This window comes from Streptomyces durhamensis, assembly GCF_000725475.1.
Taxonomy (GTDB): domain Bacteria; phylum Actinomycetota; class Actinomycetes; order Streptomycetales; family Streptomycetaceae; genus Streptomyces; species Streptomyces filipinensis.
Map to the genome: position 1 here is coordinate 472,623 of NZ_JNXR01000015.1, position 26,449 is coordinate 499,071.

General features: G+C 72.4%; 23 protein-coding genes and 1 pseudogene. 4 read left to right on the forward strand and 20 right to left on the reverse strand.

What is annotated here, in order from left to right; all coding sequences use genetic code 11:
* The first annotated feature begins 14 nt into the window (after positions 1-14).
* Complete coding sequence (locus tag IO33_RS0123975) at positions 15-227, forward strand: DoxX family protein (RefSeq protein ID WP_078963863.1); 213 nt, start codon at positions 15-17, stop codon at positions 225-227.
* Positions 228-299: 72 nt separating this feature from the next.
* Complete coding sequence (locus tag IO33_RS0123980; RefSeq protein WP_031168388.1) at positions 300-1,004, forward strand: hypothetical protein; 705 nt, start codon at positions 300-302, stop codon at positions 1,002-1,004.
* Positions 1,005-1,269: 265 nt separating this feature from the next.
* On the opposite strand, the gene IO33_RS0123985 is transcribed toward IO33_RS0123980, so the two are convergent.
* The 12 genes from IO33_RS0123985 to IO33_RS0124050 form a co-directional block, all read right to left on the reverse strand.
* Complete coding sequence (locus IO33_RS0123985) at positions 1,270-2,001, reverse strand: SDR family oxidoreductase (RefSeq protein WP_031168390.1); 732 nt, start codon at positions 1,999-2,001, stop codon at positions 1,270-1,272.
* A gap of 32 nt (positions 2,002-2,033) precedes the next feature.
* Positions 2,034-3,458 (reverse strand): arsenate reductase/protein-tyrosine-phosphatase family protein, encoded by a 1,425-nt coding sequence (locus tag IO33_RS46660; protein WP_063765774.1) that lies wholly within the window; start codon positions 3,456-3,458, stop codon positions 2,034-2,036.
* 16 nt (positions 3,459-3,474) lie between these two features.
* Complete coding sequence (locus tag IO33_RS0124000) at positions 3,475-4,659, reverse strand: cytochrome P450 (RefSeq protein WP_031168393.1); 1,185 nt, start codon at positions 4,657-4,659, stop codon at positions 3,475-3,477.
* A complete protein-coding gene (locus IO33_RS0124005; RefSeq protein WP_031168395.1) occupies positions 4,656-5,399 on the reverse strand; it encodes a TauD/TfdA family dioxygenase in 744 nt (247 codons plus the stop codon). The genes IO33_RS0124000 and IO33_RS0124005 overlap by 4 nt, the downstream gene beginning before the upstream one ends.
* A gap of 154 nt (positions 5,400-5,553) precedes the next feature.
* Positions 5,554-8,001: an SWIM zinc finger family protein gene (locus IO33_RS52650; RefSeq protein WP_245235858.1), complete on the reverse strand. Its 2,448-nt coding sequence runs from the start codon at positions 7,999-8,001 to the stop codon at positions 5,554-5,556.
* A 626-nt stretch (positions 8,002-8,627) separates the two neighbouring features.
* Complete coding sequence (locus IO33_RS0124020; RefSeq protein ID WP_031168401.1) at positions 8,628-11,468, reverse strand: DEAD/DEAH box helicase; 2,841 nt, start codon at positions 11,466-11,468, stop codon at positions 8,628-8,630.
* A 97-nt stretch (positions 11,469-11,565) separates the two neighbouring features.
* Positions 11,566-12,147, reverse strand: coding sequence for a hypothetical protein (locus tag IO33_RS0124025; protein WP_031168404.1), 582 nt, complete (start codon positions 12,145-12,147; stop codon positions 11,566-11,568).
* The gene (locus IO33_RS0124030) at positions 12,144-13,289 is read right to left on the reverse strand and encodes an ROK family glucokinase (RefSeq protein ID WP_031168406.1); all 1,146 of its coding nucleotides are present in this window, start codon (positions 13,287-13,289) and stop codon (positions 12,144-12,146) included. The genes IO33_RS0124025 and IO33_RS0124030 overlap by 4 nt, the downstream gene beginning before the upstream one ends.
* A gap of 117 nt (positions 13,290-13,406) precedes the next feature.
* Positions 13,407-14,177: an ATP-binding cassette domain-containing protein gene (locus IO33_RS0124035; RefSeq protein WP_031168408.1), complete on the reverse strand. Its 771-nt coding sequence runs from the start codon at positions 14,175-14,177 to the stop codon at positions 13,407-13,409.
* Positions 14,174-15,202 carry an ABC transporter permease gene (locus IO33_RS0124040; RefSeq protein WP_031168410.1) on the reverse strand — a complete coding sequence of 343 codons (1,029 nt, stop codon included), beginning with the start codon at positions 15,200-15,202 and terminating at the stop codon, positions 14,174-14,176. The genes IO33_RS0124035 and IO33_RS0124040 overlap by 4 nt, the downstream gene beginning before the upstream one ends.
* Positions 15,199-16,203, reverse strand: coding sequence for a sugar ABC transporter substrate-binding protein (locus tag IO33_RS0124045; protein ID WP_031168412.1), 1,005 nt, complete (start codon positions 16,201-16,203; stop codon positions 15,199-15,201). The genes IO33_RS0124040 and IO33_RS0124045 overlap by 4 nt, the downstream gene beginning before the upstream one ends.
* A gap of 174 nt (positions 16,204-16,377) precedes the next feature.
* Entirely contained in the window at positions 16,378-17,115 is a 738-nt protein-coding gene (locus tag IO33_RS0124050) for a GntR family transcriptional regulator (protein ID WP_107069362.1), read from the reverse strand.
* A 130-nt stretch (positions 17,116-17,245) separates the two neighbouring features.
* On the opposite strand from IO33_RS0124050, the gene IO33_RS0124055 reads away from it, so the two are divergent.
* Positions 17,246-18,268, forward strand: coding sequence for a Gfo/Idh/MocA family protein (locus tag IO33_RS0124055; RefSeq protein WP_031168416.1), 1,023 nt, complete (start codon positions 17,246-17,248; stop codon positions 18,266-18,268).
* Between the two features lie 165 nt (positions 18,269-18,433).
* Here IO33_RS0124055 and IO33_RS0124060 read toward each other — a convergent pair whose 3' ends face one another.
* The 3 genes from IO33_RS0124060 to IO33_RS0124070 form a co-directional block, all read right to left on the reverse strand.
* Positions 18,434-19,618, reverse strand: a complete 1,185-nt coding sequence (locus IO33_RS0124060; RefSeq protein WP_031168418.1) for a cytochrome P450 family protein — start codon at positions 19,616-19,618, stop codon at positions 18,434-18,436.
* Positions 19,619-19,690: 72 nt separating this feature from the next.
* Positions 19,691-20,362, reverse strand: a complete 672-nt coding sequence (locus IO33_RS0124065) for a response regulator transcription factor (protein WP_031168420.1) — start codon at positions 20,360-20,362, stop codon at positions 19,691-19,693.
* A gap of 61 nt (positions 20,363-20,423) precedes the next feature.
* Positions 20,424-21,695, reverse strand: a complete 1,272-nt coding sequence (locus tag IO33_RS0124070) for a sensor histidine kinase (RefSeq protein WP_031168422.1) — start codon at positions 21,693-21,695, stop codon at positions 20,424-20,426.
* 180 nt (positions 21,696-21,875) lie between these two features.
* On the opposite strand from IO33_RS0124070, the pseudogene IO33_RS52655 reads away from it, so the two are divergent.
* Positions 21,876-22,076, forward strand: a pseudogene (locus IO33_RS52655) (hypothetical protein); the annotation flags it as partial.
* A gap of 55 nt (positions 22,077-22,131) precedes the next feature.
* On the opposite strand, the gene IO33_RS0124075 reads toward IO33_RS52655, so the two are convergent.
* From IO33_RS0124075 to alc, 5 genes are all read right to left on the reverse strand, one after another.
* A complete protein-coding gene (locus IO33_RS0124075) occupies positions 22,132-22,545 on the reverse strand; it encodes a guanyl-specific ribonuclease (RefSeq protein WP_031168424.1) in 414 nt (137 codons plus the stop codon).
* Positions 22,546-22,630: 85 nt separating this feature from the next.
* Positions 22,631-23,542, reverse strand: a complete 912-nt coding sequence (locus IO33_RS0124080; protein WP_031168426.1) for a DMT family transporter — start codon at positions 23,540-23,542, stop codon at positions 22,631-22,633.
* Between the two features lie 91 nt (positions 23,543-23,633).
* The gene (locus IO33_RS0124085) at positions 23,634-24,260 is read right to left on the reverse strand and encodes a dihydrofolate reductase family protein (RefSeq protein WP_031168428.1); all 627 of its coding nucleotides are present in this window, start codon (positions 24,258-24,260) and stop codon (positions 23,634-23,636) included.
* 74 nt (positions 24,261-24,334) lie between these two features.
* Positions 24,335-25,147 (reverse strand): AIM24 family protein, encoded by an 813-nt coding sequence (locus IO33_RS0124090; protein WP_031168430.1) that lies wholly within the window; start codon positions 25,145-25,147, stop codon positions 24,335-24,337.
* Between the two features lie 136 nt (positions 25,148-25,283).
* Positions 25,284-26,423 carry an allantoicase gene (gene alc / locus IO33_RS0124095; protein ID WP_425347974.1) on the reverse strand — a complete coding sequence of 380 codons (1,140 nt, stop codon included), beginning with the start codon at positions 26,421-26,423 and terminating at the stop codon, positions 25,284-25,286.
* Positions 26,424-26,449 lie beyond the last annotated feature (26 nt).

The window sequence follows — 26,449 nt, forward strand, 5'->3', positions numbered from 1 at the left end:
CTCCGCCTCGGGTCATCGGCGGCCTGGAGCTGGCGGGCGCCATCGGCGTGGTCCTCGGCCCGGTCGTACCGCTGTGCGGCGACCTGGCCGGCATCGGACTGCTGACGCTGCTCACCGGTGCCGTGACCACGCACGTGCGCAAGGGCGACGGGCTGCCCAAGCTCATCCCGGCGGTGGCGTGCGCGGCCCTGGTCGCGTGGTATCTCGTGCTCCTTGCCGACCTGTGAACCGTTTCGGGGGACGGTCGGCGTCCACTCGTCCTGTTAGCGAGCCCATGATGGGGCTGGCAGACTGAATCTGTGGTTCCGCTGACGGTCGCGGCGGATCAGATCGCGTCCTCATCGCTTACCGGCGCCAGTGTGGTGTCAGCCTGCGCACTGCTCTTCACCGTCGCGTCGTTCTGGTGGCTCCACGCCCGACAGGGACGCCTGAAGGCGTGGGAGCCTCATGCCTTCGCGGCGATCGTCCATGGTTCCACGGCACGTCTACGGCTGCCGCTCATCCTGCACAACACCGGTCCCAAACCGATCGTCGTACAGGACATCATCCTGACCTTCCCTGATGAGCCCGCCTCCCATCTGCCACTGCTGTGGGTCTCCTCCCCGTCCCGGCTCCAACCGGGGCCGGACGAGGAGGCGAAGCTGCCGGCGGGGTTCGTCGTGCCCGGCAGAGAAGCGCAACAACTCTTCATCGAGTTCGAGGCACCGTTTTCCGGATTCCTCCCGGAGGCCCGTGACTACAAGGCCCAGATACAAGTGCGGGTCGGCCACCGCAAGGGTTGGCGCCGCCTGCTGACGTTCAGCTTGAGGGCCGCCAACATCATCGATCCAGGTCGCTACACCGTCTACGACAACGCACCGGTCGAGCTGACGAAGGAAGATCAGAGGAGAGCGGACGCCGCGCTTCTCGAACTGCTGGAAGAGCACGGGGAGGGCTCCCCTCCGGGCGGCAGGAGACAGGGAGACCCTCCGCATGACGAAGGTGACGCCGACACGAGCCGCTGATATCGCCGTCCGTCGTCGCGGGGAATGCCCCTGCGCTGTGCTGCCGATCGGCCGCACAGCCCGTGTCGTCACCGCCTCACTCCTTCGTGTCGAGAGCGGCGAGCCGGGCCACAACGGAGCCATCCTGAGTACTTCCCCAAGGGCACCGACCTGGCCCGGCACAACCGTGAGCAGCTCGACGCAGTCGCTGCTGTCCGCCACCGAAACCCGAAAACGGGTCGCCCGGTGGCGGGAGACGGGGACGGCGAAGGGGGTGCGGGAGCTCTCAGGCCGGGGGCTGCCGGGTGGACACCATCGCGATCTCGACCAGGTGCACGTCCGGGGAGGTGTTCAGCACATGACGGACCTGGGCCGCGACGTCCTCCGGCCGCAGGCCGTGTTCCTGCTGGTCCCTCCCGGCCTCGGCGCGCAGCACCGGGTCGGTGATGTACGCGCCGCGGTTCGTGTCGACGGTTCCGGGTGAGATGACCGTGACGCGCACTCCGCGGGGGTGCAGCTCGTTTCGGAGTGCTTCGCTCAGCGCGTGGACGGCGTGTTTGGTGGCGGCGTACATTCCGGTGGCCGGATGGCTCACCCGACGGCCGCTCATGGAGCTTATGTTGATGACCTGGCCGCACGGGCTGCCGGTGAGGTACGGGACCGCGGCCCGGGTGACAGCGGCAAGGCCGAGCACGTTGAGCTCGATCATGTCCCGCCAGTCCGCGAGGAGGCCGTCGGCCACATAGCCGAGACGGAAGGTACCGACGTTGTTCACGACCGCGTCGAGGCCGCCGAGCGCGGAGCACGCCGTGCGCACCGCCTCGTCGATCCGTTCCGCCTCCCGGAGATCGGCGACGACGGCCGTGCCACCGATCTCCCCGGCCAGTTGCGCCAGCTCTCGCTCACGACGGGCCAGCACCGCCACCCTGGCTCCCCGCGCGCCCAGGTCGCGGGCGATCGCCTCGCCGATACCCGATGAGGCTCCGGTGACCAGCACCCTCCGGCTCGTCAGGTCCATGTGTCGTCATCCGCCCTTTCCGCAGGCCGCGATCATGTCAGTCGCGAGAGCAGCTCTCTGGTTTCGCCCGTGTGCGGGTGCCCGGCCCCGAGTGTGGTCTCACGGAGGGGAAGCAGCTCGCGCAGCATCCCGACGGCGCTCTCGGTGTCGCCGCAGTGAGCGGACCATCGCGCGAGCTCGTGCCAGGTCGTCAGCGTCCGTGGATGGTGGATCCCCTGGACGCTCCTGCGCAGGGGAAGCAGCTGACGCAGCATCTCCACGGCGCTCGGGCCGTCCCCGGCCTCGCCGGTCCACCGGGCGAGCTCATGGCGGGAGGTGAGGAAGCTGCAGTGGCCGCTGCCCAGCGCCTGTTCCCGCGCCGGGAGGAGTTCGGTGAACAGCGCGACGGCCCGGGCCGGGTCACCCGCCTCGCCCACACGCCGCGCGATCTCGTGCCGGGTGGTCAGGGTGTCCGGATGGTCGGCGCCCAGGCATCGCTCCTTCACCGCGAGCACCTGCTGGAGCAGGGCCAGGGCCCCGGCGGTGTCGCCGGACTCCGCGAGCCAGTAGGCGTGACGGTGCCGGGTGGTCAAGGTGTCCGGGTGTTCGGGACCGAGCACCCGTTCCCGGACCGGCAGGAGCGCCTCGCAGAGCTCCGCGGCCGCCGCCGGGTCGCCGGCCTCTCCGGTCCAGAAGGACAGGTTCTGCCGGCTGTGCAGGGTGCCGGTGTGCTCAGGCCCGGCGACGCGCTCCCACTGCGGCACGTAGGTGCGGAAGAGGGTGAGCGCCTTCAGCGGATCGCCGGCCTCACCGATCCAGTGGGCGTGGATGTCACGCGTGGTGAGCGTTTCGAGGTGCTCGGCGCCGTACTCCCCCTCGTAGGCCGGAACGAGTTCGCCGAAGAGACGGGCCGCCTCGGCCGGGTCTGCCTCGCCCTGTTCGTCGGCGTGCCTGCGCCGCTCCCCAAGGCGCCGGCGCGCCGGCGTACCGCGGGTCGCCGGCGGGGTGCCCGTCTCCCGCTCGACGGCCGTGCGCACCCACTCCAGCAGCCCGGGCAGGGCGGCCTCGATGATGCGCAGGACCTCCCTGAAGTCCGCTTCCTCGCCGTAGAACGGGTCGGGTACGTCCAGGTCCGGGCCCGCTGCCGGGTCGAACGAGCGCAGCATACGGATCCTGGAGTCGTCGTCCAGCCTGTCCCGCAGGATGCTCGCCTGGTTCGCGTCCATGGCCAGGATCAGGTCCGCGGACAGATGGCCGTCGTCGAGTACGGCAGCCGTGTGGTCGGTGGGACAGCCGTGTTCCTTCAGCAGTGCCGAGGTCCGGGGATCGGCCGGCTCTCCCGCGTAGTAGTCGATGGTTCCGGCGCTGGTCACCCGGATCCGGTCGAAGAGCCCGGCATGCCGCAGATGCTCCCGGAAGACCAGCGCTGCCATGGGGGACCGGCAGATGTTGCCCTTGCATACGAAACACACATGCATGACGCTTCCGTTCCGTTCAGACGACGATGGGTACGGGCCGCAGCTGCGTGGCTCCGAAGGCCGGCGAGCGGCCCGTGCGGGCGAGGTTCACCTGGAGCTCGGGCCACTGGCGGTCGAGCTCACGCAGCAGCACGGCCATCTCCTGTCTGGCGAGGAAGGACCCGAGGCAGTAGTGGCCACCGCGGCCGAAGGACAGATGCCGCGCCGGCCCCCGCCGCACGTCGAAGTGGTCCGGTGCCACGAAGCGGTCCTCGTCCCGATTGGCGGACGCGAGGACCAGCATCACGTGGTCGCCGCGGTGGATCGTCGCACCGCCGACGGTGATGTCGGCCAGGGCCCGGCGCGCGGCCAGGTGGAACGGCGCGTCGAAACGCAGTGCCTCCTCGACGGCGTCCGCGTAGGACACCTGGCCCTCGGACACCGCTCGGCGCTGGTCCGGGTGGCGCTGCAGGGCGGTCACCGTGACGCCCAGCCCGTTGGACACGGGTTCCAGGGCGCCGGTGAGGAGCTGGGCGAAGGTGGCGCTGGTGGTCACCGGATCCCAGCCGCCGTCCCGCAAGGCGGATCGCAGTGCCGGTGCCGCCAGGCCGTGACCGCGCGGCAGCACGGTCGCGCAGACGTAGTCCGTCAGGTCCTGGATGGCCCGCAGGGTGGAGCGCACGTCGTGCGGCTCGTGGGCGGACCGGTTCAGAAATGCCATCAACTCCTCAGACCAGCGGGCGACTTCGGCGAACTCCTCCGGTTCGACCCCGAGCAGCACGCTCACGGTCGCCCGCGCGAACGGGATCGTGAGGTCCGTCATCAGGTCCTCGCCGGCGGCGCGGAACGCGGTCACGGCATCGGTGCTGATCCGGACCACTTCGCTCTGGAAGGAGGCCACGGAGGACGGTGTGAAGACGTGCCGCAGCGTCTCGCGGACACGGGTCTGGTGGGGAGGGTCGGAGAACACCATCCAGCGGCCGAAGAAGTCGTGCACCCGGGCGGCGATGTCGCGTTCCGCCGGCGTACGGGTGAGCGTCTCGCCCTCGGCCGAGGCGGAGAGCCGAGGGTCCACCAGCAGGTCGAAGACATCGGCGTACCGGGTGACGTACCAGGCGCCTGTCGGCGCATTCCAGTGCACGGGGTCGTGGCGCCGCAGGCCGGCGAAGAACGGGTAGGGATCGGTCAGAAAGGCCGCGTCGAGGATCTCCTCGGGGTTCACCGTCCGGAAAGGAGCATGCGCTTGAGGTGCCTTTCAGGATCGGAGAACGCGTTTCTGCCGTGCAGCATCCGCCAGTTGTCCCAGACCAGGATGCAGCCGGGCTCGATTTTGACGGCGACCTGCTGCTCCCCGAAAAACTCTTTCACGTCTTCGAGTGCGGCATCGAGTAAACCGTCGTCTTCCCTCTCCACGTCGATGTAGTCATATCTCAGGATGTGACGCGCATCGAACTCTTCGAGGATGGGGTGGACGGCGCTCGAGCAGTAGCCTGATTGAATGATGCCGTCGGACGATTTCCACGTGTAGCGATTAGTGTGCAGCGACCGCCGCGTCTTGTCCGAAAGGCTCTTCATCCACGCGTAGCCGTCTGCGAGCGTCGTCTCTCCGCCCGGCCCGCGCGCCTCCCTGACGCACCACAGCATGATGTACCGCGGGGGCGGCCCGGGGTGTTCGACGGCCTCCGTGTGCGGAAGCAGAGCCCCCATGTTTCCGGCATGATAGATCGACTCTATCGTCGGATCAAGGCGTACGTCCCAGATGAGCTCGCCATTGTGATGGGGAATCGGATTCCCCAGGCGAGCGGCGAAGGACGGGTAGTCGAACTCGCCCGGCGAGATGCCCCGGATGTACGAGTATCCGCTTTTGTCGAGTTGGGTTCGGATTTCATCCAGCTCGTCCGAGCAGAGGCTCGCCGAGGCATTCCGACTTATCGTGACGACCGAGCGTAAATGCTGCGTCACGTCAATTCCCCCGTTCAATTGACACGCAATGACGCGACTCTAGGATTCGCCGGCTGTCCAGTCAAGGGGAGCAGCACAACCGTGTCTTCTGTATGCGCTTTTCCGGAAACCGCCGGTTTCGCGGTGTCGGGCACGGCACGGCCCGCGGTCTCGGTCAGGTGTCGTCCGGTGTGCCGAGACCCGTCAGGGCGCCCACCGGGTCGAGGTCCGGGGTGCCGCGGGGCCACCAGTCGTCGTGGCCGGGCTCCGACTCGTAGGCGTACCACAGCCCGTCACGGCCCAGGCGGAGCTGGACGTGACCGCGCGGGTGGGTGAGGCGGTTGCGCCAGGGGCGGAACGCCGGCAGGTCGGCGGCGAGCAGCAGGGGGCGGGCCCGGTCGAAGCGGCCGGCCGGCGGATCCCACGGCTCCTCCAGTACGGCCAGCCCGGCAAGCCCGCCCTGACGCCAGGCGGCCACGGCACGCGCGAGGTCGGCCGGGGTGCGGTCGACGGCCGCGGCGAGCGTGGCGTAGAGCGTGCGGGTGCCGGCCGTGAGGCCGGAACCGGGGCGGGCGGCGGCCAGGCGCACCGCGTCCTGCCACAGGGTCAGTTCGCCGACCGGGTCGCGTCCGGTGCCGAGCAGCGCGTGGGCGCGGGCGGCGGCGTCCGTCGCCAGCTGGTCCAGCGCGAAGGGGTCCGGGCCGCCGGGTGCCGCCGGATACACCGGTGGCTGCTCGGGGTGCGGGGGTGCGGGCAACGGCGGTGGCAGCGGCGGGAGTCGGCGCGGGGCGAGGGCGTCGGTGGCGCGCACGCCGGGCAGCGACTGCGGCTGCCGCTCCTGGACGGCGCGGGCCGCGCGGGCGGCGCTGCGCCGGGACAGCGCGTCGAGCAGGTTCTTCTCGCCCCGGCCGCGCAGCAGGAGCAGCACGAACGGGTCGGCGTCGAGCAGCCGTGCCGTCTGGTAGCAGAGCGCGGCCGCATGCTTGCAGGGGTGTCCGGAGTCGGGGCAGCTGCAGCGCGGGGCGAGGTCGCCGGGGCCGGGCAGCAGAGGGACACCGCAGTCGGCGAGGGACTGGGGCAGTTCCTTGTCGAGCAGCGCGGCGATGTACCCGGGGCGGTCGGCGGCCGCGTCCAGGAACCGCTCCCAGTCCTCGTCCTCCAGCGTGCGGAGCCGCACCTGGACCCGGTACGGCCGGGGGCGGCTTCCGCGCACGTACGCCAGCACGAGACCCGGGGTGACGGTGATCGCGTCGACGTTGCCCTGGTCCGCGTAACCGCGGCCGCGGGCCAGCCGCTTGGGGTCCAGCGCGCCCTGCTCCAGCGCGCCCACCCAGGCATTGCCCCACCAGGTCCCGGCGAACGGGTCCCCCTCGGTACCCGCCGCGCGGCGCGGGAACGCCGGGAAGGTACGGCGCAGTTCGGTGTCGCGGTGGGGAGTGGCCATGGTGGACGGCACATGGGGGGAGGCGAGGGTGGCGAGGGACCGGGTGGACGGCGTGGAGGGCTCGGGGGAGGTGGGGGTCGCGGTGGTGGGGCTGCCCGAGGAGGTGGGGTGCGGGGTGGAACGGCTGGGGGCCGTGAGGGGCGAGGTGGAGCGGCTTGAGGGAGTGGTGGGGTCCGAGGAGGTGGGGTGCGGGCGCGTCGGGGGCCGGTCGGTGGGGATGGCTGACGCAGGGAGCGTGTGCGAGGTCGCCGGCCCGGGGGGCATCGGGTGCGGCTCGGCGGGGTCGGTGAGCGGTGTGTGCGGGCGCGTGGTCGAGGGGGTCGCGCGGTGCGGGTCGGCTCCGTCGGTGCTCTCGGTGCTCTCGGTGCTCTCGGTGCTCTCGATGGTGTCGCTGGTTCCGGTGGTGCTCGGGTCGTCCTCCGGGGTGTCGGACCACGCCGGCATCCGGAAGGCGTTCGCCAGGTAATGCCGCATGTCCTGGGCGGCCTTGGTCCGGGCGGCCCGGGAGTCCGCGTCCGGGCCGGACGCGGACCCGGTGCGCGGAGCCGTCGAGCCGGGGCTCCGCGTCGTGCGCGCCTCGCGGCGGCCATGCGGCTCCCCCGCCCCTGTCCCGCGCCGGGCGGCCTCGTCCGCCTCCGCCCGCAGCGCCTCACGCCGGGCCGCCCGCAGCGCTTCCCGGGCGGCGTCGGCGGGGCGGGCGCCTGCCGGAGCCGCGGAGCGGGCCTGCGGCAGGGCACCGACACGGTCCGGGGCGTCGTCCTGCCCCGGACCGCCCGCACCGGCCGGCGCCGACGCGGTGGCCGGGAAAGAAGGGATGGCCTGGGAAGAAGGGGGGGCGGGCGGAGCGGAGGCCGACTGCACGTCTTCGCCGCCCCGGCTCGGGGGCACGGCAGCCGTCGCGGATGCGCGCTCGCCGCGCCGCGCGGTCACCGCGGCCCGGAGTGCCGCACGCGCCGCGTCGCCGGGCCTCGGGCCGGTGACCGCAGGCCGGTCCGACATCGCCTCGGCCACCGCGTCCGTTGCCCCCGCCGCGCCGGAGCCGGTTGTCTCGGAGGCGCCCGCCGCCGCGTGCGCGACAGCCGCCTCGCCCTCGGCCGCCGCTCGCTCGACGGCCTCCGCCGACGCCTCCTCGCCACGCCGGACAGATGCGCCGAACCCAGCCGCCGACGCCCGCGGCACCGCCCCCTCGGACTCGCTCTCCGCGCGCTGAGCCGTGTCGTCGGACCTGCTCTCCGCTCGCGAGGCCGTGTCCGCGGACTCCCCCTCGGACTCGCTCTCCGCGCGCTGAGCCGTGTCGTCGGACCTGCTCTCCGCTCGCGAGGCCGTGTCCGCGGACTCCCTCTCCGCCCGCTCCGCCGACCCTGCCGCACCCGGTGCGCGCTGAACCGGAGCCGCCGAGGCACCGGGCTCCAGGTGGACCGCCCCCTCCGAGGCGTCCGTCCCGGCCCGAACCGACCCCTCCGAAGCGTCCAGCCCCGTCCGAACCAACCCCTCCGAAGCACCCGGCCCGACGCGAACCAACCCCTCCGAAGCACCCGGCCCCACGTGATCCAACCCCTCCGAAGCGTCCGACCCAGCCGGAAGCGGCCCCCCGGTCGCCCCCTCCTGAACCGTCCCCGCAGACGCGCCCAGCCCCTCCTGGGCCGCCCCCGCAGACGTACCCGCCTCCTCCTCAACCGCCCCGGGAGCCATGCCCTGTCCGTCCGGTGCCGTTGCCTGCGATGCCTGCGGTGCCCGCTCGGTCCGTACCCGTGCTGCCCGCAGGGCGCGGCGGGCGGCGTCGCCGGGGCGGGGGGTGGCGGCTGTCATGCGGTCCTCCGCAGGGAGACGAGGTCGGACAGCTCGCGGTCGGTCAGTTCGGTGAGGGCCGCCTCGCCGGAGCCGAGGACGGCGTCGGCCAGAGCGCGCTTGGCGGCGAGCATCTCGGCGATGCGGTCCTCGACCGTGCCCTCGGTGACCAGGCGGTGGACCTGGACGGGCTGGGTCTGGCCGATGCGGTACGCGCGGTCGGTGGCCTGTTCCTCGACGGCGGGGTTCCACCAGCGGTCGAAGTGGATGACATGGCCCGCCCGGGTGAGGTTCAGGCCGGTGCCCGCCGCCTTCAGGGACAGGACGAGGACCGGGGTCTCGCCGTTCTGGAAGCGGTCCACCATGCGCTCGCGCTCCGGAACCGGTGTGCCGCCGTGCAGCAGGTCGACCGGGATGGCCCGGGCGGACAGGTGGGCGGTGATGAGGCGGGCCATGCCGACGTACTGGGTGAAGACGAGCGCCGAGCCGTCCTCGGCGAGCAGGGTGTCCAACAGCTCGTCCAGAAGGGCGAGTTTGCCGGAGCGGGCGGCCGGCCGGCCGGCGTGCGTCTCCTCCTTCAGGTACAGCGCCGGGTGGTCGCAGATCTGCTTCAGCGCGCCCAGCAGCTTCAGGACCAGCCCCCGGCGGGCGATGCCCTCGGCGGTCTCGATGGCCAGCATCGACTCACGCACCACCGCCTCGTACAGCGCGGTCTGTTCACGGGTGAGCGGCACCGGGTGGTCGGTCTCCGTCTTGGGCGGCAGTTCGGGGACGATCCCGGGGTCGGACTTCTTGCGGCGCAGCAGGAACGGCCGGACCAGACGGGCGAGGCGGTCCGTGGCCTCCTGGTCCTCGCCGTTCTCCACCGCGCGGGCGTGCCGGGCGCGGAAGGACTTCAGGGGGCCGAGGAGTCCGGGGGTGGTCCAGTCGAGCAGGGCCCACAGTTCGGAGAGGTTGTTCTCGACCGGGGTGCCGGTCAGGGCCACGCGGGCGGGGGCCGGGAGGGTGCGCAGCGCCTTGGCGGTGGCCGAGTAGGGGTTCTTGACGTGCTGGGCCTCGTCGGCGACGACCATGCCCCAGGGCTGTTGGGCGAGGAGGGTCGCGGTGGAGCGCATGGTGCCGTAGGTGGTGAGGACGAAGCCGCCGTCCAGTCCGTCCAGGGTGCGATCGGGGCCGTGGAAGCGGCGGACGGGCACGCCGGGCGCGAACCGGGTGATCTCCCGCTGCCAGTTGCCGAGCAGCGAGGCCGGGCAGACCACGAGCGTCGGTTCGGTGCGGGCGCGCTTCAGGTGCAGGGCGATGAGGGTGACGGTCTTGCCGAGGCCCATGTCGTCGGCGAGGCAGCCGCCGAGGCCGAGGGAGGTCATGAGGTCCAGCCAGGCCAGACCGCGCAGCTGGTAGTCGCGGAGGGTGGCGGCGAGGGCCGGGGGCGGGTCGGCGGGGCGCAGGCCCGCGGTGAGCCGGTCGCGGAGGGCGGCCAGCGCGCCGACCGGGACGGCCTCGACGGTCTCTCCGTCGACGTCAGCGGTGCCGGTCAGCGCGACGGACAGCGCGTCCACCGGGTCGAGCAGGCCCAGTTCGCGCTTGCGGGCCTTGCGGACGAGCGACGGGTCGACCAGCACCCAGCGGTCCCGCAGCCGTACGACCGGGCGGTGGGCCTCGGCGAGGGCGTCCATCTCGGCCTCGCTGAGCGGATCTCCGCCGAGCGCCAGCTGCCAGCGGAACTGGAGCAGGTCCTCGCTCTCGAAGAAGCCGGTGCCGTCGGTGGCCGAGCCGGGCGCCGGGCGGACCACGGCGGCGGCCGTGAGGTCGCGGGCGAGGTCCCGCGGCCAGTGCACGGCGACCCCGGCGGCGGCCAGCCGGGTGGCCCCGACGCCGAGCAGGTCGCCCAGCTCCTCCTCGGACAGGGCGAGCACATCGGGCACGTCGTGGTCGGCGAGCCGGTCCAGGGGCGGCCACACGCGTGCCGCGCGGCGCACGGCGAGGGCGGCGTCCACCCGCGCGCGGGGTCCGAAGGCCGTGTCGGCCTCCCCCGCCCACAGGGCCGCCGCGTCGGCCACCAGGGTGGGGTCGGCGAGGCTGTGCACCTGCACGACGGCGGCGCCCGCGGCACGGGTGCCGTCGTGTTCGCCGGCGTCGAAGACGTCGTACGCCGACAGGTCCAGGCGCAGCGAGATCCGGACGCCCGCGTCCATGCCGGCGGCGACCTCGGCCGCCCACTCCTGGGCCTGCGGCAGCGCCACCGGCTCCCGGGCGGCGAAGGGGCGGCCGCAGGTGAACGGGGCGGCCGGGGTGCGGGGCAGGGTGTCGGCGACCGCGTCCAGGAAGGAGCGGACCAGGGCCTCCGGCTCGGGCAGCCGGAGCGGGCCGGGGTCCGGGAGCGGCACCGCGTGGCCCTCCGGGGGCAGGGCCGCCGCCACCGCGCGCAGGTGGGCGATGTCGTCGGGTTCCAGCGGGCCGGCCCGCCAGGCGTCCTGACCGCCGGGGGTCAGGCCAGGCAGCAGGCGGCCGCGGGCGACCAGCCGGAGCGCGTGCAGCGCGGCGGCGCCCCAGCAGGCGGTGGCCGGATGCGCGGCCGGGTCGCGGCGGGCCCGGACCAGCAGCGGCAGGGCCTCGGCGAGCGGCAGGGTCAGCGCGGGCACCTGCCGGCGGCGCACACCGGCACCGTGCCGTCGTACGACCGTGAGCTCGGCGGTGCCGCCCTCGACGGAACCGCCGTCGGGGTCCCAGAAGGCGACGCGGCCCTCGCGCGGGAGGGGCGCGGGCAGGAAGACGGAGGCGAGGCGCACCGAGGCCGGGTTCCCGGCCGGGCCGGAACCTCCCGTGTGCTCGGCCACCGCGGCCGTGCCTGCGCTCATACGTCCTGCCACCTCCCGCCCGTGTGCCGGATCAGACGTCTTCGACTCTACGGGCGGGGTCTGACAATCGGTCCCGGAGACCGGCCGGGACCGGTGTTCACGGCACCGTGCGGGAGACGACGTAGACCATCGGGTTCTTCGGGTCGGACATGTTCACGACCACGTCCTGGGTCGGCGCCGGGTTCTTCTGCTCGTGGGTCAGTCCCCACCAGGGGCCGGGCCCGGTGAAGTGCCAGCCGCTGACCTTCTGGTCGCGGGTGCCGATGGCGATGTCGCCCTTCGTCAGCTCGTCCCGGCGTGTGCCCGTGGTCTGCAGGAAGCTGTCCAGGCCGGCGGCGTTGGTGTGGAACTGCACGTAGAGACGGCTGGTCTTCCAGTTGTTCGTCTCGTAGGAGGCGACCTGGTCGGCGGGGTGCGGGACGGTCACCTGGTAGAGCCGGCGCTGCACCTTCGACGGCAAGCCCGGCGTCAGGCCGGTCGCCGAGTACTTCGCCTCCTTGTCCTTGCCGCTGTCGCGGCTCTGGTTGGCGGAGATCACCAGGTAGCCGGCGGGGACACCGATCAGCAGGCCGATGATCAGCAGGGTGAGCGCCCGGCGCCTGGCCTTGTGCCCGGAGTTCTCGGCGGCCCGGTGCGGCTCGTCCGGCGGGGCGGCCTGGCGGGGCAGCGACGCGGTCATGCGGTGTCCTGGTCGCGGCGGGCCTGGGCGTACCGCTCGTAGCGCTCGTAGCGCTCCACCCGGCGGCGCTTGGCCCGGCGGAACCGGCGGGCCACCAGCCGGGCCAGGTCGGCGGCGCCGACCATGCCGGCCTCGGGGCCGAGCTGGGCGCGGGTGATGCGGGCCTCGGGGCGGTAGCCGCGGCCGGTGAGGTGCCGCTTGAAGGCGTCCCGGGCCGGGCCGATGAGCAGGTCGTCGGCGGCCGAGACCCCGCCGCCGATGACGAAGCAGGACGGGTCCAGGGCGGCGGCGAGGTTGGCGATGCCGACGCCGAGCCACTGGCCGATGTCCTGGAGCAGCTCGACGCACATGGCGTCGCCCTCGCGGGCCAGCTCGGTGATCATCGGGCCGGTGATGTCGTCGACGTTGCCCTTGACGTGCTCGATGATCCCGTAGGCCACCGGCGAGTCGGCGGCGGCCAGCTCCTTGGCCTCGCGGACCAGCGCGTTGCCGGAGCTGTACTGCTCCCAGCAGCCGCGGTTGCCGCACGGGCAGCGGTGCCCGCCGGGGACGACCTGCATGTGCCCGAACTCACCGGCGACGCCGAACTTGCCCCGCTTGACCTGGCCGTCCTCCAGGATGGCGCCGCCGATGCCGGTGCCGAGGGTGATCATCACGAGGTGGTCCTCGCCGCGGCCGGCGCCGAAGCGCCACTCCGCCCAGGCGGCGGTGTTGGCGTCGTTGTCCACGAGGACCGGCACGGAGAGGCGCCCGCTCAGGCGGTCGCGGAGGGGCTCGTTGCGCCAGGACAGGTGGGGCGCGAACAGGACGCGGTTGCGGTCGGCGTCGACCCAGCCGGCCGCGCCGATGCCGACCGCGTGCACGTCGTGCCGGTCGGACAGGTCCAGGACCAGTTCGACGATGGTGTCCTCGACGACCTGCGGGCTCTTGGACTTGTCCGGGGTCTCCGCGCGGAGCTTCTCCAGGATGTTGCCGTCGGCGTCCACGACGCCCGCCATGACCTTGGTGCCGCCGATGTCGATGCCCACCGTCGGCACCCGGGGCGCCGTCAGGTGGGACCGGCGCTCTCTTGTGCCGACGGTGCGCAGGACCGGGGCTCGGCGGGAGCCGATGGGGGCCGTGAGGTCGCGGTAGGTGCTCATCGGGCTCGATTGTGCCGCACGCTCTCGCCGCGTGCTGCGCGCGGGCGGGGGGAGGGGGTGCGCGACCGCCGCCCGGTGCGGGTGCGTCGTGGCCTGTCGCGCGGTTCCCCCCGCCCCCTAACTCCGCTGCAGTTCATGGCGTAGAGCGTCGAGGTCGGAGCCGCCGGCCATCTGCTGGGTCAGTTCGTCCAGCGTTATTTCGTCTCGTGTGTAATTGCCCACCATCGTGCCGCGCCGGAGCAGAACGAAACGGTCGCCCACCAAGTACGCGTGGTGCGGGTTGTGGGTGATCAGCACGACGCCCAGGCCCTCGTCGCGTGCCGCTGCCACATACTTCAGCACCATCCCGGACTGCTTCACGCCCAGTGCCGCCGTCGGCTCGTCCAGGACCAGGACCTTCGCGCCGAAGTGGACCGCGCGGGCGATCGCCACGCACTGGCGTTCGCCGCCGGACAGGGTGCCGATGGGCTGGTCGACGTCCCTGAGGTCGATGCCCATGCGGAGCAGTGCCTCGCGGGTGGTGCGGCGCATGAGGCCGGTGTCGAGGCGCTTGAAGGGGCCGACGCCCTTGCGGGGCTCGGAGCCCAGGAAGAAGTTGCGCCAGACCGGCATCAGCGGGACGACGGCCAGGTCCTGGTAGACCGTGGCGATGCCCCGGTCCAAGGCCTCGCGCGGGGAGGCGAGGTGGGTCTCCTCGCCCTCGATGCGCAGGGTGCCGCCGTCGTGGCGGTGCAGGCCCGCGATCGTCTTGATCAGGGTCGACTTGCCCGCGCCGTTGTCGCCCAGGACACAGGTGACGCGGCCCGCGTGGACCTCCAGGGAGACGCCTTCCAGGGCGCGGACGCCGCCGTAGTGCTTGCTGACGTCGGTCAGCTCCACGAGTGTCACTTGGTCGCCTCCGCGCGCTTCTTGACCCAGGCGTTGAGCAGGGTCGCGAGGAGCAGCATCGCTCCGAGGAAGAACTTGAACCAGTCGGGGTTCCACTCGGCGAAGACGATGCCCTTGCTGGTCATGCCGAAGAGCAGGGCGCCGACGGCGGAGCCGATCGCGCTGCCGTAGCCGCCGGTGATCAGGCAGCCGCCGATGACGGCCGCGATGATGTAGATCAGCTCGTTGCCGACGCCCTCGCCGGACTGGACGGCGTCGAAGGAGAAGAGCAGGTGCTGGCCGGAGATCCAGGCGCCGAACGCCACGCCCATGTAGAGGCCGATCTTGGTCCTGGCGACCGGGACGCCGACCGCGCGGGCCGCGTCCTGGTTGCCGCCGACGGCGAAGATCCAGTTGCCGGCGCGGGTGCGCAGCAGGATCCAGGAGGCGAGGGCGATCAGGCCCAGCCACCACAGGATGGTGACCTTGAAGTCGACACCGCCGAGGGTGAGGGTCGAGGCGAAGACGGCGTGGGCGCTGGGGAAGCCCTCCATGTCGGCGATGGTCTTGGTGGAGACCGTGCCGTCGATCAGCTTGGTGAAGCCGAGGTTCATGCCGGTCAGCATCAGGAAGGTGCCGAGCGTGACGATGAAGCTGGGCAGCCTGGTGCGGGTGAGCACGAAGCCGTTGAAGGCGCCGATCGCGAGGGTGACCAGGAGGGAGACGCCCGCGCCCACCCAGGTGTTCGCCGTCATCTGGTAGCTGAACATCGAGGAGACCAGCGCGGACGACGTCACCAGGACGCCCGCCGACAGATCGAACTCGCCGCCGATCATCAGCAGGGCCACGGGTACGGCCATGATGCCGATGGTCGAGGAGGCGTACAGGACCGTGCTCAGGCTGGAGGCGCGCAGGAAGCCGTCGGCGGCGACGCCGAAGAAGACGAAGACGGCGAGCGCGCCGACGACCGAGCCCAGTTCCGGGCGGGAGAGCAGCAGCCTGCGCAGCGGCGAGCGCTGCAGAATCCTTTCATCGGTCTGGGTCATCGGGTGCCCCGCTCGGTGTACTCGGCCAGCGCGGCGGCCTGGTCCTTGGTGATGATCTGCGGGCCGGTCAGGACCGGCTTGCCGCCGCCGAGGACGTCGCCGTTGTACTTGTAGGCCCACAGCAGGTCGACCGCCTCGTAGCCCTGGAGGTACGGCTGCTGGTCCACGGCGAAGCCGAGGGTGCCGTCCTTCAGCGAGGCGGCGACCTTGGCGTCGAGGTCGAAGGTGTCGATCTCGGCCTTGCTGCCGGCGTCCGCCCTGGCCTTCACGGCAGTGTCCGCGTAGGGCGCGCCGAGGGTGACGACGGCGTCGAGGGACGGGTCCGCCTGGAGCTTGGCCTCGACGGCGGACTGGACGTCGGGCATGTTGGTGCCGTTGACGTAGAGCTTCTGCAGGGTGCCGTGGAACGTCTTGGCGACGCCGTCGCAGCGCTGCTCGTGACCGACGTTGCCCTGTTCGTGCAGCACGCACAGGGCCTTCTTCTTCCCGCGCTTGTCGAGCTCGTCGCCCACGGCCTCGCCGGCGATGGTCTCGTCCTGGCCGATGTGGGTGAGCGCGCCGAAGGCCTTGGACTCCTCGGAGCCGGAGTTCACGGTGATGACCGGGATACCGGCCTTCTCGGCGCGGGCCACCGCGGCCTTCATGGCGTCGGGCTTGGCGAGGGTGACGATGATGCCGTCGACCTTCTTGTCGACCGCCGCGTCCACCAGCTGGGCCTGCTGCTGGGCCTCGTCGTCGTGCGAGTACAGGAAGTTGATGTTGTCCTTGACGGCGGCCTGCTTGGCGCCGCTCTGCACGATGTCCCAGAAGGTGTCGCCGTCTCCCGAGTGGGTGATCATCGCGAAGGTCCAGCGCGGGGTGTTCACCGCCGCCCTCCCCTGGGCCGCGGCGGCCTTGCGGGCGTCCTCGGCCCGCTTGCCTCCCGTGCTGCTGCACGCTCCCAGGGACAGCGAGAGTGCCCCTGCGAGCGCGATGCCTACCCAGGTCCGAAACCGTGCCACGAGGCAGTGCCCCTTCTTGCTGTGTTCTTGCTGCGTTCCGACGGACAGAGGGACCGCCGATCGCCTCGGCGGCCCCAAACGCTCCAGTATCGAACACGCGTAACAGTCATGACACAGCAGGGATCACCGACCCCGTCCGGTTGTCCGGACATTGCGACGAACCGGGGGTGCCCGTCAGGGCCGGACGAGCAGCTGGAACTCGAAGGAGTAGCGGGTGGGACGGTAGGTGTGGTCACCGAACTCGACCGCGCGGCCGGTGTCGTCGAAGGTGGTGCGCTGCATGGTGAGCAGCGGGGCCCCCTCGGACTCGCCGAGCCGTTCGGCCTCGGCGGCCGTGGCCCCGCGGGCGCCGATGGACTGGCGGGCGCTGTGCAGGGTGATCCCGGCGGAACGCATCAGCCGGTACAGACCGGTGGCCTCCAGCTGGTCGGTGTCCAGGTCGAACAGGCCGGGCGGCAGATGGTTGACGAGGTACGCCATCGGCTCACCGTGCGCGAGGCGCAGCCGCTCGACGCGGTGCACGTCGCTGCCCTCGGGGACGCCGAGCGCGGCGGCGACGGCGGCGGAGGCCGGCAGGACGGTGTTGACCAGGACCTTGGTCGCGGGGCGCTGGCCGGCCGCCTCCAGGTCGTCGTAGAGGCTGCTCAGCTCCAGTGGGCGCTTGACCTGGCTGTGCACCACCTGCGTGCCGACACCGCGGCGGCGCACGAGCAGCCCCTTGTCGACGAGGGACTGGATGGCCTGGCGGACGGTCGGCCGCGACAGACCCAGCCGTGCGGCCAGCTCGATCTCGTTGCCCAGCAGGCTGCCCGGGGTGAGGCTGCCGTGCTCGATGGCGGCCTCCAGCTGCTGGGAGAGCTGGAAGTACAACGGCACCGGGGAGCTACGGTCCACACGGAGGTCGAGCGACACGGTCGGGTCCACATCTGGTTTCGGCACGGCCCTGAGCGTAGTCCCGTGATCGGTTGACGGGAAGTTGTGTAGTCCGGTTGTCCGGACATACACATTGACAGGGTACGGGGTCGGCCCTCACTTTGTTTCCATGCGCATCGGCGTCATCGGTACGGGCCGCATCGGCACCCTTCACGCGAGAACGCTCAGCCGCCATCGCGAGGTGGGTTCGCTGATCCTGACGGACGCGGATCCCGCCCGGGCGCAGGACCTGGCCCACCGGCTGGGCGAGACGGCTGCGCCGGGGGTGGACGAGATCTTCACCTGGGGCGTGGACGCGGTGGTGATCACCACGGCGACACCGGCCCATGCCGAACTGATCGGCCGGGCGGCCCGCTCGGGCCTGCCGGTCTTCTGCGAGAAGCCGATCGCGCTCGACCTGCCGGGCACGCTGCAGGCGCTCGCCGAGGTGGAGTCGGCCGGAACGGTTCTGCAGATGGGGTTCCAGCGGCGCTTCGACGCGGGGTACGCGGGCGCCCGCGAGGCCGTGCGCTCGGGACGGCTCGGCCCGCTGCACACCGTGCGCGCGATGACCTGCGACCAGTCCCCTCCCCCGGCCGAGTGGCTGCCGCTGTCCGGCGGGCTGTTCCGGGACACGCTGATCCACGACTTCGACGTGCTGCGCTGGGTGACGGACCGGCAGGTGTCCGAGGTGTACGCCACGGGTACGGACGGCGGCCTCCCGCTGTTCCGCGAGGCCGGTGACGTCGGTACGGGCGCGGCCCTGCTCACGCTGGACGACGGCACGCTCGCCACGGCGACGGCGACCCGGCTGAACGGCGCCGGCTACGACGTGCGCATGGAGCTGGCCGGCGAGCGGGACACGGTCGTGGTGGGCCTGGACGACCGCACGCCGCTCGCGTCCACCGAGCCGACCGGGCCGCCGCCCGCGGACAAGCCGTGGACGGGCTTCCTGGAGCGGTTCGGACCCGCGTACGAGGCGGAACTGAACGCCTTCGTGGACGTGATCCGCGGCGAGCGCCCCAACCCCTGCGACGGCCACGAGGCCCTGCAGGCCCTGCGGATCGCCGAGGCCTGCGAACTCTCCCGGCGCGAGCACCGCCCGGTCCCCCTCACCGACATCCCGGACCACCCGCGCCCGCCCGGTGGCTGACCCCGCCGCACTCGTCACGCCTGCGGCGGCCGCCTGTGCGGCGACCACCTCGGGTGGCCCCTACCAGTCGAAGCCGAAGCACGCTCCGCACACGTAGCTGGGGCCGCAGACGTCGACGGCCGACAGTGCGTTGGATCCTGGTGCGCGGGCTCGGGGTGTGTGCGGCTACCAGCGCACCGGCAGGCTGCGCATTCCTCTCATCAGCAGGCCGGGGAGCCACTCGCCCGGTGTGCCGTCGAGCGTGAGGCCGGGGGCGCGGCGCAGGAGGGTGCCGATGGCGGTGCGGCCCTCCAGCCGGGCCAGGGGGGCGCCGAGGCAGTGGTGGATGCCGTGGCCGAAGGCGAGATGGCCGCGGGTGTCGCGGCGGATGTCGAAACGGTCCGGGTCGTCGTAGCGCTCGCCGTCGCGCTGGGCGGCGGTGAGGCTGATCACCACATGGTCGCCCCGTTCGAGGGGCACACCGGCGATCTCCAGGGGCTCGGCGGCGAACCGGTAGGTGGCGCTCTGCACCGGTCCTTCGTAGCGCAGCATCTCCTCGACGGCGCCGTCCAGGAGGCCGATGTCGGCGCGCAGCGCGGCGAGTTGGGCGGGGTGGGTCAGCAGGGCGTGGACGCCGTTGCCGATGAGGTTGACGGTGGTCTCGTGGCCGGCGATCAGCAACAGGAAGGCCATGCCGCGCAGTTCCTGCGCGGAGAGCCGGTCGCCGTCCTCGGCGGTGGTGCGGATCAGATCGCTGAGCAGGTCGTCGGTGGGACCGGAGCCACGCTTGTCCTCGATCAGCTCGGTGAGGTACGCGCCGAGGCGGACGACCGCCTCGTATCCCGTCTGCTCGTTGGTCGGCGCGACCACCTCCGTGGACGTCTTGCGGAACTCCTCGCGGTCCATGTCCGGGACGCCGAGGAGTTCGCATATGACGGTGAGGGGGAGCGGGTAGGCGAGGGAGGCGATGAGGTCGGCGCGGCCGGCCGGGAGCATCTCGTCCAGCAGCTCGTCGGTGATCTGCTGGATCCGCGGGCGCAGCTGCTCCACCCGGCGCATCGTGAACGCGCGGGTGACGAGCGCGCGCAGGCGGGTGTGCTGGGGCGGATCGGTGGCCAGCAGATGCTCGCCGATCATCGCCTGGTCCATGACGGTCACACCGATCTTGCTGGTGTCCTTGGCCAGCCGCTGGTCGGCGAGGGCCGCACGCGCCTCCTCGTACCCGACGACCAGCCAGGCCGGGTCCTCCCAGTCCGGCAGCTGCACGCGGTGGACGGGGCCCTGCTCGCGCAGCCTGGCGTACACCGGATGGGGGTCGGTGCGCAGCGCGTCTCCGAACTCCCGCAGATCGACCACGTGTTGCCTGCCCATCGTTCCCCTTCCGGACTCCCCCGAGGCTCGCCGGGCACCTCCCGGTACCGGGACAACGCGCGGTGCACGGGCTTAGTGCCCGTCCCCGTCGACCAGTCCCGCGTCGTAGGCCAGCAGCGCGATCTGCACGCGGTTGCCGAGGCCGAGCTTGGCGAGGATGCGCGAGACGTGCGTCTTGACGGTGGCCACGCTCATGAACAGTTCCGCGGCGATCCGGGCGTTGGCGAGGCCGCGGCCGACGGCGACGGCGACCTCGCGTTCGCGGTCGTTGAGGACGGCGAGCCGCGCGCGGGCGCGTGCCTGGCGGGCGTCGGCGGCGCCGCCGGCCGCGTGCCGCATCAACTGCCGGGTGACGGCGGGCGACAGGACGGGGTCGCCGGCCGCGACCCGGCGCACGGCGTCGACGATCTCGGCGGGCGGGGTGTCCTTCAGCACGAATCCGGCGGCGCCCGCGCGCAGGGCGCGCAGCACCTGCTCGTCGGCGTGGAAGGTGGTGAGCACCACGACCTGCGGGGCGTCGGTCCGCGCGCGCAGCCGCTCGGTCGCGGTGAGTCCGTCCACCGAGGGCATCCGGAGGTCCATGAGGACGACGTCCGGCCGGGTGCGCGCGACGAGTTCCTCGGCCTGGGCGCCGTCGGCGGCCTCGCCGACGATCTCGATGTCCTCGGCCCCGCCCATCATCAGGGCCAGCCCTGCCCGTACGAGCGGGTCGTCGTCGACGAGGAGGAGTCTGATCGGAGTCATGGGCCTTACGTAACCACGGGGCGGGCGGGCCGCGGGGCCCGGCCGGCGTACGACGACGGCGTCAGCGCGTCGGTGCGGTCTGTGCCCACGGCAGCCACGCCCGCACCCTGAAGCCCCCGTCGGATGTGCGGCCGTGCTCCAGCCGGCCGCCGGTCAGGGTCGCGCGTTCGGTGAGGCCGATCAGGCCCTGGCCGGAGCCGGGGACGGGCGCCGGCTCCTGGGTGGGCGGCGGGTTGGTGACCGCGAGGGTGAGGCCGTCGCCGGGCGTGCCGGTGAGGCTGAGCGTGACCTCGGCGCCGGGGGCGTGTTTGCGGGCGTTGGTGAGGGCTTCCTGGGCGATGCGGTAGGCGGTGCGGCCGACGGAGGCGGGGACGGTGGCCGGGTCGGCGACGCGGTGGTCCAGCTCGACCTTCATGCCCGCCTCGCGGCACTCGGCGACCAGGGCGTCCAGCGCGGCCAGTGTCGGGCGCCGCTCGCCGGCCGACTCCTCGGACTCGCCGGCCCGCAGCACGCCGATGATCTCCCGCAGATCCTGCAGCGCCTCGTGTGCGCTCTCCCGGATCACCCCGGCGGCCCGGGCGATCTCCTCGCCCGGTGCGTCCGGCCGGAACTCCAGGGCGCCCGCGTGCACGCTGAGCAGGGTGAGCCGGTGGGCGAGGACGTCGTGCATCTCGCGGGCGATGGCTTCACGGGCCAGGCGCTGGGCCTGCTCGGCGCGCAGCCGTGCCTCGGTCTCCGCCCGGTGGGCCCGGTCCCTGAGGCTCAGCATCAGCATCCGCTTGGAGCGGACGAACATGCCCCAGCCGATGACGGAGACGGTGAGCAGGGTCGCGAAGGCGACGGCGGCCGCGTAGGGGACGTCGGGGTCCGGGCGCAGCCAGTAATAGAAGGGGAGCAGGGCGAGTTGGGCGCCGCCGATCCAGGCGATGTACCGGAACGGCCGGTGCACGGCGACCGTGAACAGGGCGACCATGGCGGCCCAGCCCGAACTGTCGGACACCAGGCCGACGAGGACCATCGCGACGGCGAGGCCGACCGGCCAGCGGCGGCGCAGCCAGACCGCGGGGCAGCACAGGGCGCCCAGGACCAGGTCGGCGGTCAGCAGGCCGTCGGGCACGCCCGGGTCGTCCACCATGGTGCCGGCGGTCACCGCGAACAGGAGGCCGACCAGCAGAAAGCAGCACACGTCGACGACCCAGTCCCGAGCCGTCCGGCGCGGCCGCCGGCCCTCGGACAGGGCGTTCGGGGCGAGTTCGTGGGCCAGGGCGGACGGGAGCAGCCACCGGCGGCCGTTGAACTCCCGCGAGGCCGACGCCGTCTCGTCACTCTTCACGGTCGGTCAATCTACGCGCGGTCGGTCCGGGCGGCCGCCCCGCACGCCCGATCGCCTACCAAAGTCGCACCGGCCATGGACCTTCGGTGCTGTCGCCCCGGTGGCGGAGCATTCCTGTGGCGGACAGCAAGCGCCCCGCGGGCGATGCGCGGGGGCACGCCGCGGGGCGAGAGCCGGAGCATGAAAAAGGTGCTGGAGCTGTTCGGGCTTGTCGCCCTGGTGCAGGGCCTGCTGGGCCTCGTGCACGAGTTCACCCACTGGCACGTGGGTGGACTCGTGCAGCGGATCGGTCTCCTCGACGGCTACGAGGTGTACACGAGCGTCGCCCTCGTGGTGCTGGGCGCCGCCGGCCTGTTCGCCGCGGAGAACCGGGACTCCGGGGTAGCGCGGCCCGGACGCCCGGCCCGGCGCACACCTCGACCGGGGAACGTTCGGTTCAGCAGCCGAAGTCGATCAGGTCGAACGTGGCGTAGTGGTCGGAGGTGTAGTAGTCCTCCTCGGACTCCTCGCCGGTGACGATGCGCCGGGCACCGCGCGTCGGGGAGCCGGGAGTGACCACCGTGTACTCGTGGTAGTAGCCGGACCGCTGGCTGGGCAGGACGCCTTCCTTGTTGGTGAAGACGGTGCCGTCCTGCGAGTAGGGGAAGGGCCCGCCCTGGTCGATCAGGTCCAGGGTGTGGTGGGCCTGCGAGGGCAGGTCGCCGTAGCAGATGCTGCCGACCGACGCGGCTGCGACGGCCGTCCTGGGGGCGGCGTCCGCCGTGGTGGCGGAGACGGTGCCGCCCACGAGGAGGGCGGACAGGAGTGCGGCTGCGGCGCCGGCACGAGTGGCGCGTGGGGGGAATCTCATGCCGCCATGATGACGCGCGTAGACGTTGTCATGTCAACGACAAAGTTGAAGATTTTCCTGTCAAGTCCGATGAGTTTTCGCGAAGTTAACCTGCCGCTCGGCGTCCCCACGCGGTCCCCACCAGCACCAGCGCGCCGCCCGCGAGCCCCAGCGCGCCGAGCCGTTCCCCGCCGAGGGCGATGCCGGCCGCGGCGGCCCACAGCGGCTCGGTGCCGAGCAGCAGACCGACCCGGGACGGCGAGGTGCGGCGGACCGCCCACATCTGCACGAAGAAGGCGAACACCGTGCACAGCGCCGACAGGAACAGCAGCCCTGCCCAGTCCCGCGCGCCGAACGCCGCCGCGGCCGTCCAGGGCGCGGGCCCACCGCGGACGGCGGCCAGGACGGCGAAGACGGCGACGGACGCGCCGAGCTGGACCGTGGTGAGCGGCAGCGCGTCGGCGCCCTGTACGGCCCTGATCCGGGACATGGCGAGGACGTGCAGCGTGCGGGCCAGCGCGGCGAGCAGCATCAGCAGGTCGCCGGCGCTCGGCCGGGTGAAGCCGCCGCCCTGGGTGAGCAGCACCACGCCGAGCAGGGAGAGCAGCGCCGCGCCGAGGAAGCCGGGGGTGGGCCGGGTCCGGGTGACGGCGGCCTCGGCGAGCGGGGTGAAGACCATGGTGAGGCTGATGATGAGCCCCGCGTTGGTCGCCGAGGTGTGCACCACGCCGTAGGTCTCCAGCAGGAAGATCCCGCTGAGGACCAGCCCGAGCAGGGCCGCGCCGCGCCACTGGGCGGCGGTCAGCGCGCGCAGGGCGCGGCGGGCGGTGACGGCCAGGACGGGCAGGGCGAGCGCGAAGCGCAGCACCAGGACGGCCAGCACCGTACGGGCGGTGGTGATGTCCTTGGCCGCGAGATAGCTGGCGCCCCAGCAGACCGCGACGAGCAGCACGGGCAGGTCGGTGTGCCAGGCGCGGCGGGGCGCGGCGGCGGCACCCGGTACGGCGATCGACGACATGGGGGCGGCTCTCCCGGTCTTCGGCGGGGGTGCGCAGACGTCGGCGGCTCGCACGGGGCGCGCTCACCGTACCGGCGGAGACGATCTCCGGCTAGGCGTTTTCCGGGAGCTCGTACGAGCCGTACCGCGGCCTTCCCGCCAGGTCGTAGGACTGGAGGGAGACACCGGCGGGGGTGACGCGGCCGGCGGTGTGCGTGAAGGCGGTCGGTACGGCGCCCTCGGCGAACAGGCGGAGGCCGGTGCCGAGCACCACCGGGAAGGTGGCCAGGTGGAGGGTGTCGACGAGGCCGAGGTCGAGCAGGGAGCGGACCAGGGCGCCGCTGCCGTGGATCTGGAGCTCGCCGTCGGTGCGCTCCTTGAGGGCGGTGACCTCCTTGGCGAGGTCGCCGCCGATGACGGTGGTGCCGGACCAGCCGGGGTCGGTCAGGGTGGACGAGGGGACGTACTTCGGCAGGGCGTTCAGCCTGGTGGCGATCAGGTCGGCGGGGTCGGTCATCTTCGGCCAGTACGACGCGAAGATCTCGTACGTACGGCGGCCGAGCAGGAACGCGCCCGCGCGCGCGAAGACCTCGGTGACGAACCGGCCGAAGTCGTCGTCACCGTAGGTGAAGCTCCAGCCGCCGTGCTCGAAGCCGCCCCGGGTGTCCTCCCGGGGGCCGCCGGGTGCCTGGTAGACGCCGTCGAGGGTGACGAAGACGGTGGAGACGAGCTTGCCCATGGCGGGTGCCTTCTTTCCGGGGGCGGGGTCTGTGTCATCAGCTCAGACCCCGCACGCACCCACAACTCATCGGTTCAGCCGGAGTGTGTCGAGAAGAGGCCTCCCGTCGGGCCCTGCTTGTCCCCGCCCTGGGCCTTCTTCAGGGCGTTGGCGAGGGACTCGATGGTGAGGGACTGCAGGATCACCCGGCCGTTGCCCTCCAGGGTGGCCAGGGACAGGCCCTCGCCGCCGAACACGGCGTTCATGATCCCCTGGCGGTTGAGGCCGCCGACCCGCTGGACGCCGTACTGGATGCCCTCCTCGAAGGCGACCACGCAGCCGGTGTCCACCTCGATGCGGCCGCCGAAGTCGGCCGGGTTGAGGTCGATGAAGTTGCCCGCGCCGGCGATGATCACCGTGCCGTACCCGGTGAACTTCTCCAGGATGAAGCCTTCGCCGCCGCTCATGCCGGTGCGGCCGCCGGCGAAGGCGATACCGAAGTCGACGGTGGACTCGGCGGCCACGAAGGCGTCCTTCTCGGCGAACCACGCGCGTGTGCCGTCGAGTTCCAGGGCGCGCATCTCGCCGGGGAGCACGCCGGCGAAGCCGACCGTGCCCTCGCCGCCCTGGGAGGTGAAGTACTGGAACGCCAGGGACTCACCCGCGAGCATCCGCTGGCCGACCTGCATGGCGGTGCCCATGGCCTGGCGCAGCAGCCCGCCCATGCCGCCCCCGCCGCCCTGCCCTTGCTGCCCGTTGCCGGAGGGGCCGGACAGGCGCGTCTCCATGGTGACGTTCGTTGTCTTGAACAGGAACTTTCCGGCCTCGCAGTACACGGTCTGGCCGGGCTGCAGGTTGACGACCGCCATCTGCATGGCGTTGCCGACGATCTCTTGCTGAAGGGTCACGTGAAGAAGAACGCGGGAGGCGGACCGGTAAGTTCCAGGGACCGTGAAGCCGGGTCGTCAGCCGGGTCCGTACGGGTGACACGCGGGGCGCCCCGGTGCTGTCCGGGCCGGGGCGCCCCACGCGCGCGGGGGTGGGTCAGCCGCCCAGTTCCTGGTGCCGGGCGGCGTGCTGCGCGGCACCCTGCTCGGTCAGCGAGCCGAACAGCCGCAGGCGGGAGATGCCGCCGTCGGGGAAGATGTCGATCCGCGCGTGCGTGCCGACGGCCGGCTCCGGGAGTACGAAGCGGTGGCTGGTGTCCGGCTGCAGGCGGGTGCGCGGCAGGACCTCGGTCCACTCGCCGTCCGCGCCGTCCTTGACGGAGACGGAGGCCCAGCCGGCGCTGTTGCCCTTCAGATAGGCCGTGTCGATCTCGATCGCGCGGATGTGCGACTGGGCGGCCAGCTGGTAGCGGATCCAGTCGTTGCCCTGGTCGCGGCGGCGGCGGGTCTCCCAGCCGTCGTCCATCTTGCGGGAGCGGCCCGGCTGGATGGTGTTGGTCGCCGGGGAGTAGAAGAGGTCGGAGGCGTCCTCGACCCGGCCGCCGTTCTCCAGGGCGACCACGTCGAAGGTGCCGAGGACCGCGAGCCACTCCGGGTCCGGGACGACCTCGCCGTACACCCGCAGCCGGGCGATGCCGCCGTCGGGGTGCTGGTTGACGCGCAGGTGCGTGAAGCGCTGCTCGACGGTGACCTCGAAGCCGTTGGCCGCGTGGCCGCCGACGGGCGTGCGCGGGACGAGCGTGGTCCATTTCACGTCGTCGCCCAGCAGCTCCTGGGGGGACGGGGAGCCGGGCACGGAGGTGGCCTCGACGGAGACCGCCTGGGGGTAGTTGCCCCGGAAGTGGGCGGTGTCGACGACGATCCCGCGGATCACACCGGGCGCGCCGAGCCGGACCAGCGCCCAGTCGTGGTCCTCGGCGGTGGGCCACGGGTGCGCGGCGGAGACGCCGCGCCGGCGGCGGGTCTCCCAGCCATCCATGATCTTGCCCTTGTGCCCGAAGTGCTCGGGGTCGAACTCGGCACGCTCGGGTACCAGGAGGTTCTCGCGCTGGGCGAAGAACTCGTCGTTGGCGGCGATGACCCCGGCGCCGAGCTGCCGGTCGGCGAGGTTGGCGTACCGGGTGAAGGGGAAGTCGGCGGTGCGGTAGTCCGCGTACGGGTCGCCGCCTCCGTAGGGGTTCGCGTCGCCGGTGAAGCGAGCCGGTGAAGATTGATGCAGCGCCGTCACGGTGATCAGGGGGTCCTTTCCGGAGTCGGCCGGGT

What these genes read in the sequence shown, in the direction of transcription:
- IO33_RS0124060 (WP_031168418.1), bottom strand. Translation starts at nt 19,618, where the DNA reads ATGGGCAGGCAACACGTGGTCGATCTGCGGGAGTTCGGAGACGCGCTG.
- IO33_RS0124075 (WP_031168424.1), bottom strand. Translation starts at nt 22,545, where the DNA reads ATGAGATTCCCCCCACGCGCCACTCGTGCCGGCGCCGCAGCCGCACTC.
- IO33_RS0124065 (WP_031168420.1), bottom strand. Translation starts at nt 20,362, where the DNA reads ATGACTCCGATCAGACTCCTCCTCGTCGACGACGACCCGCTCGTACGG.
- IO33_RS0123985 (WP_031168390.1), bottom strand. Translation starts at nt 2,001, where the DNA reads ATGGACCTGACGAGCCGGAGGGTGCTGGTCACCGGAGCCTCATCGGGT.
- IO33_RS0124080 (WP_031168426.1), bottom strand. Translation starts at nt 23,542, where the DNA reads ATGTCGTCGATCGCCGTACCGGGTGCCGCCGCCGCGCCCCGCCGCGCC.
- IO33_RS0124055 (WP_031168416.1), top strand. Translation starts at nt 17,246, where the DNA reads ATGCGCATCGGCGTCATCGGTACGGGCCGCATCGGCACCCTTCACGCG.
- IO33_RS0124025 (WP_031168404.1), bottom strand. Translation starts at nt 12,147, where the DNA reads ATGACCGCGTCGCTGCCCCGCCAGGCCGCCCCGCCGGACGAGCCGCAC.
- IO33_RS0124020 (WP_031168401.1), bottom strand. Translation starts at nt 11,468, where the DNA reads ATGAGCGCAGGCACGGCCGCGGTGGCCGAGCACACGGGAGGTTCCGGC.
- IO33_RS0124030 (WP_031168406.1), bottom strand. Translation starts at nt 13,289, where the DNA reads ATGAGCACCTACCGCGACCTCACGGCCCCCATCGGCTCCCGCCGAGCC.
- IO33_RS0124085 (WP_031168428.1), bottom strand. Translation starts at nt 24,260, where the DNA reads ATGGGCAAGCTCGTCTCCACCGTCTTCGTCACCCTCGACGGCGTCTAC.
- IO33_RS46660 (WP_063765774.1), bottom strand. Translation starts at nt 3,458, where the DNA reads ATGCATGTGTGTTTCGTATGCAAGGGCAACATCTGCCGGTCCCCCATG.
- IO33_RS0124040 (WP_031168410.1), bottom strand. Translation starts at nt 15,202, where the DNA reads ATGACCCAGACCGATGAAAGGATTCTGCAGCGCTCGCCGCTGCGCAGG.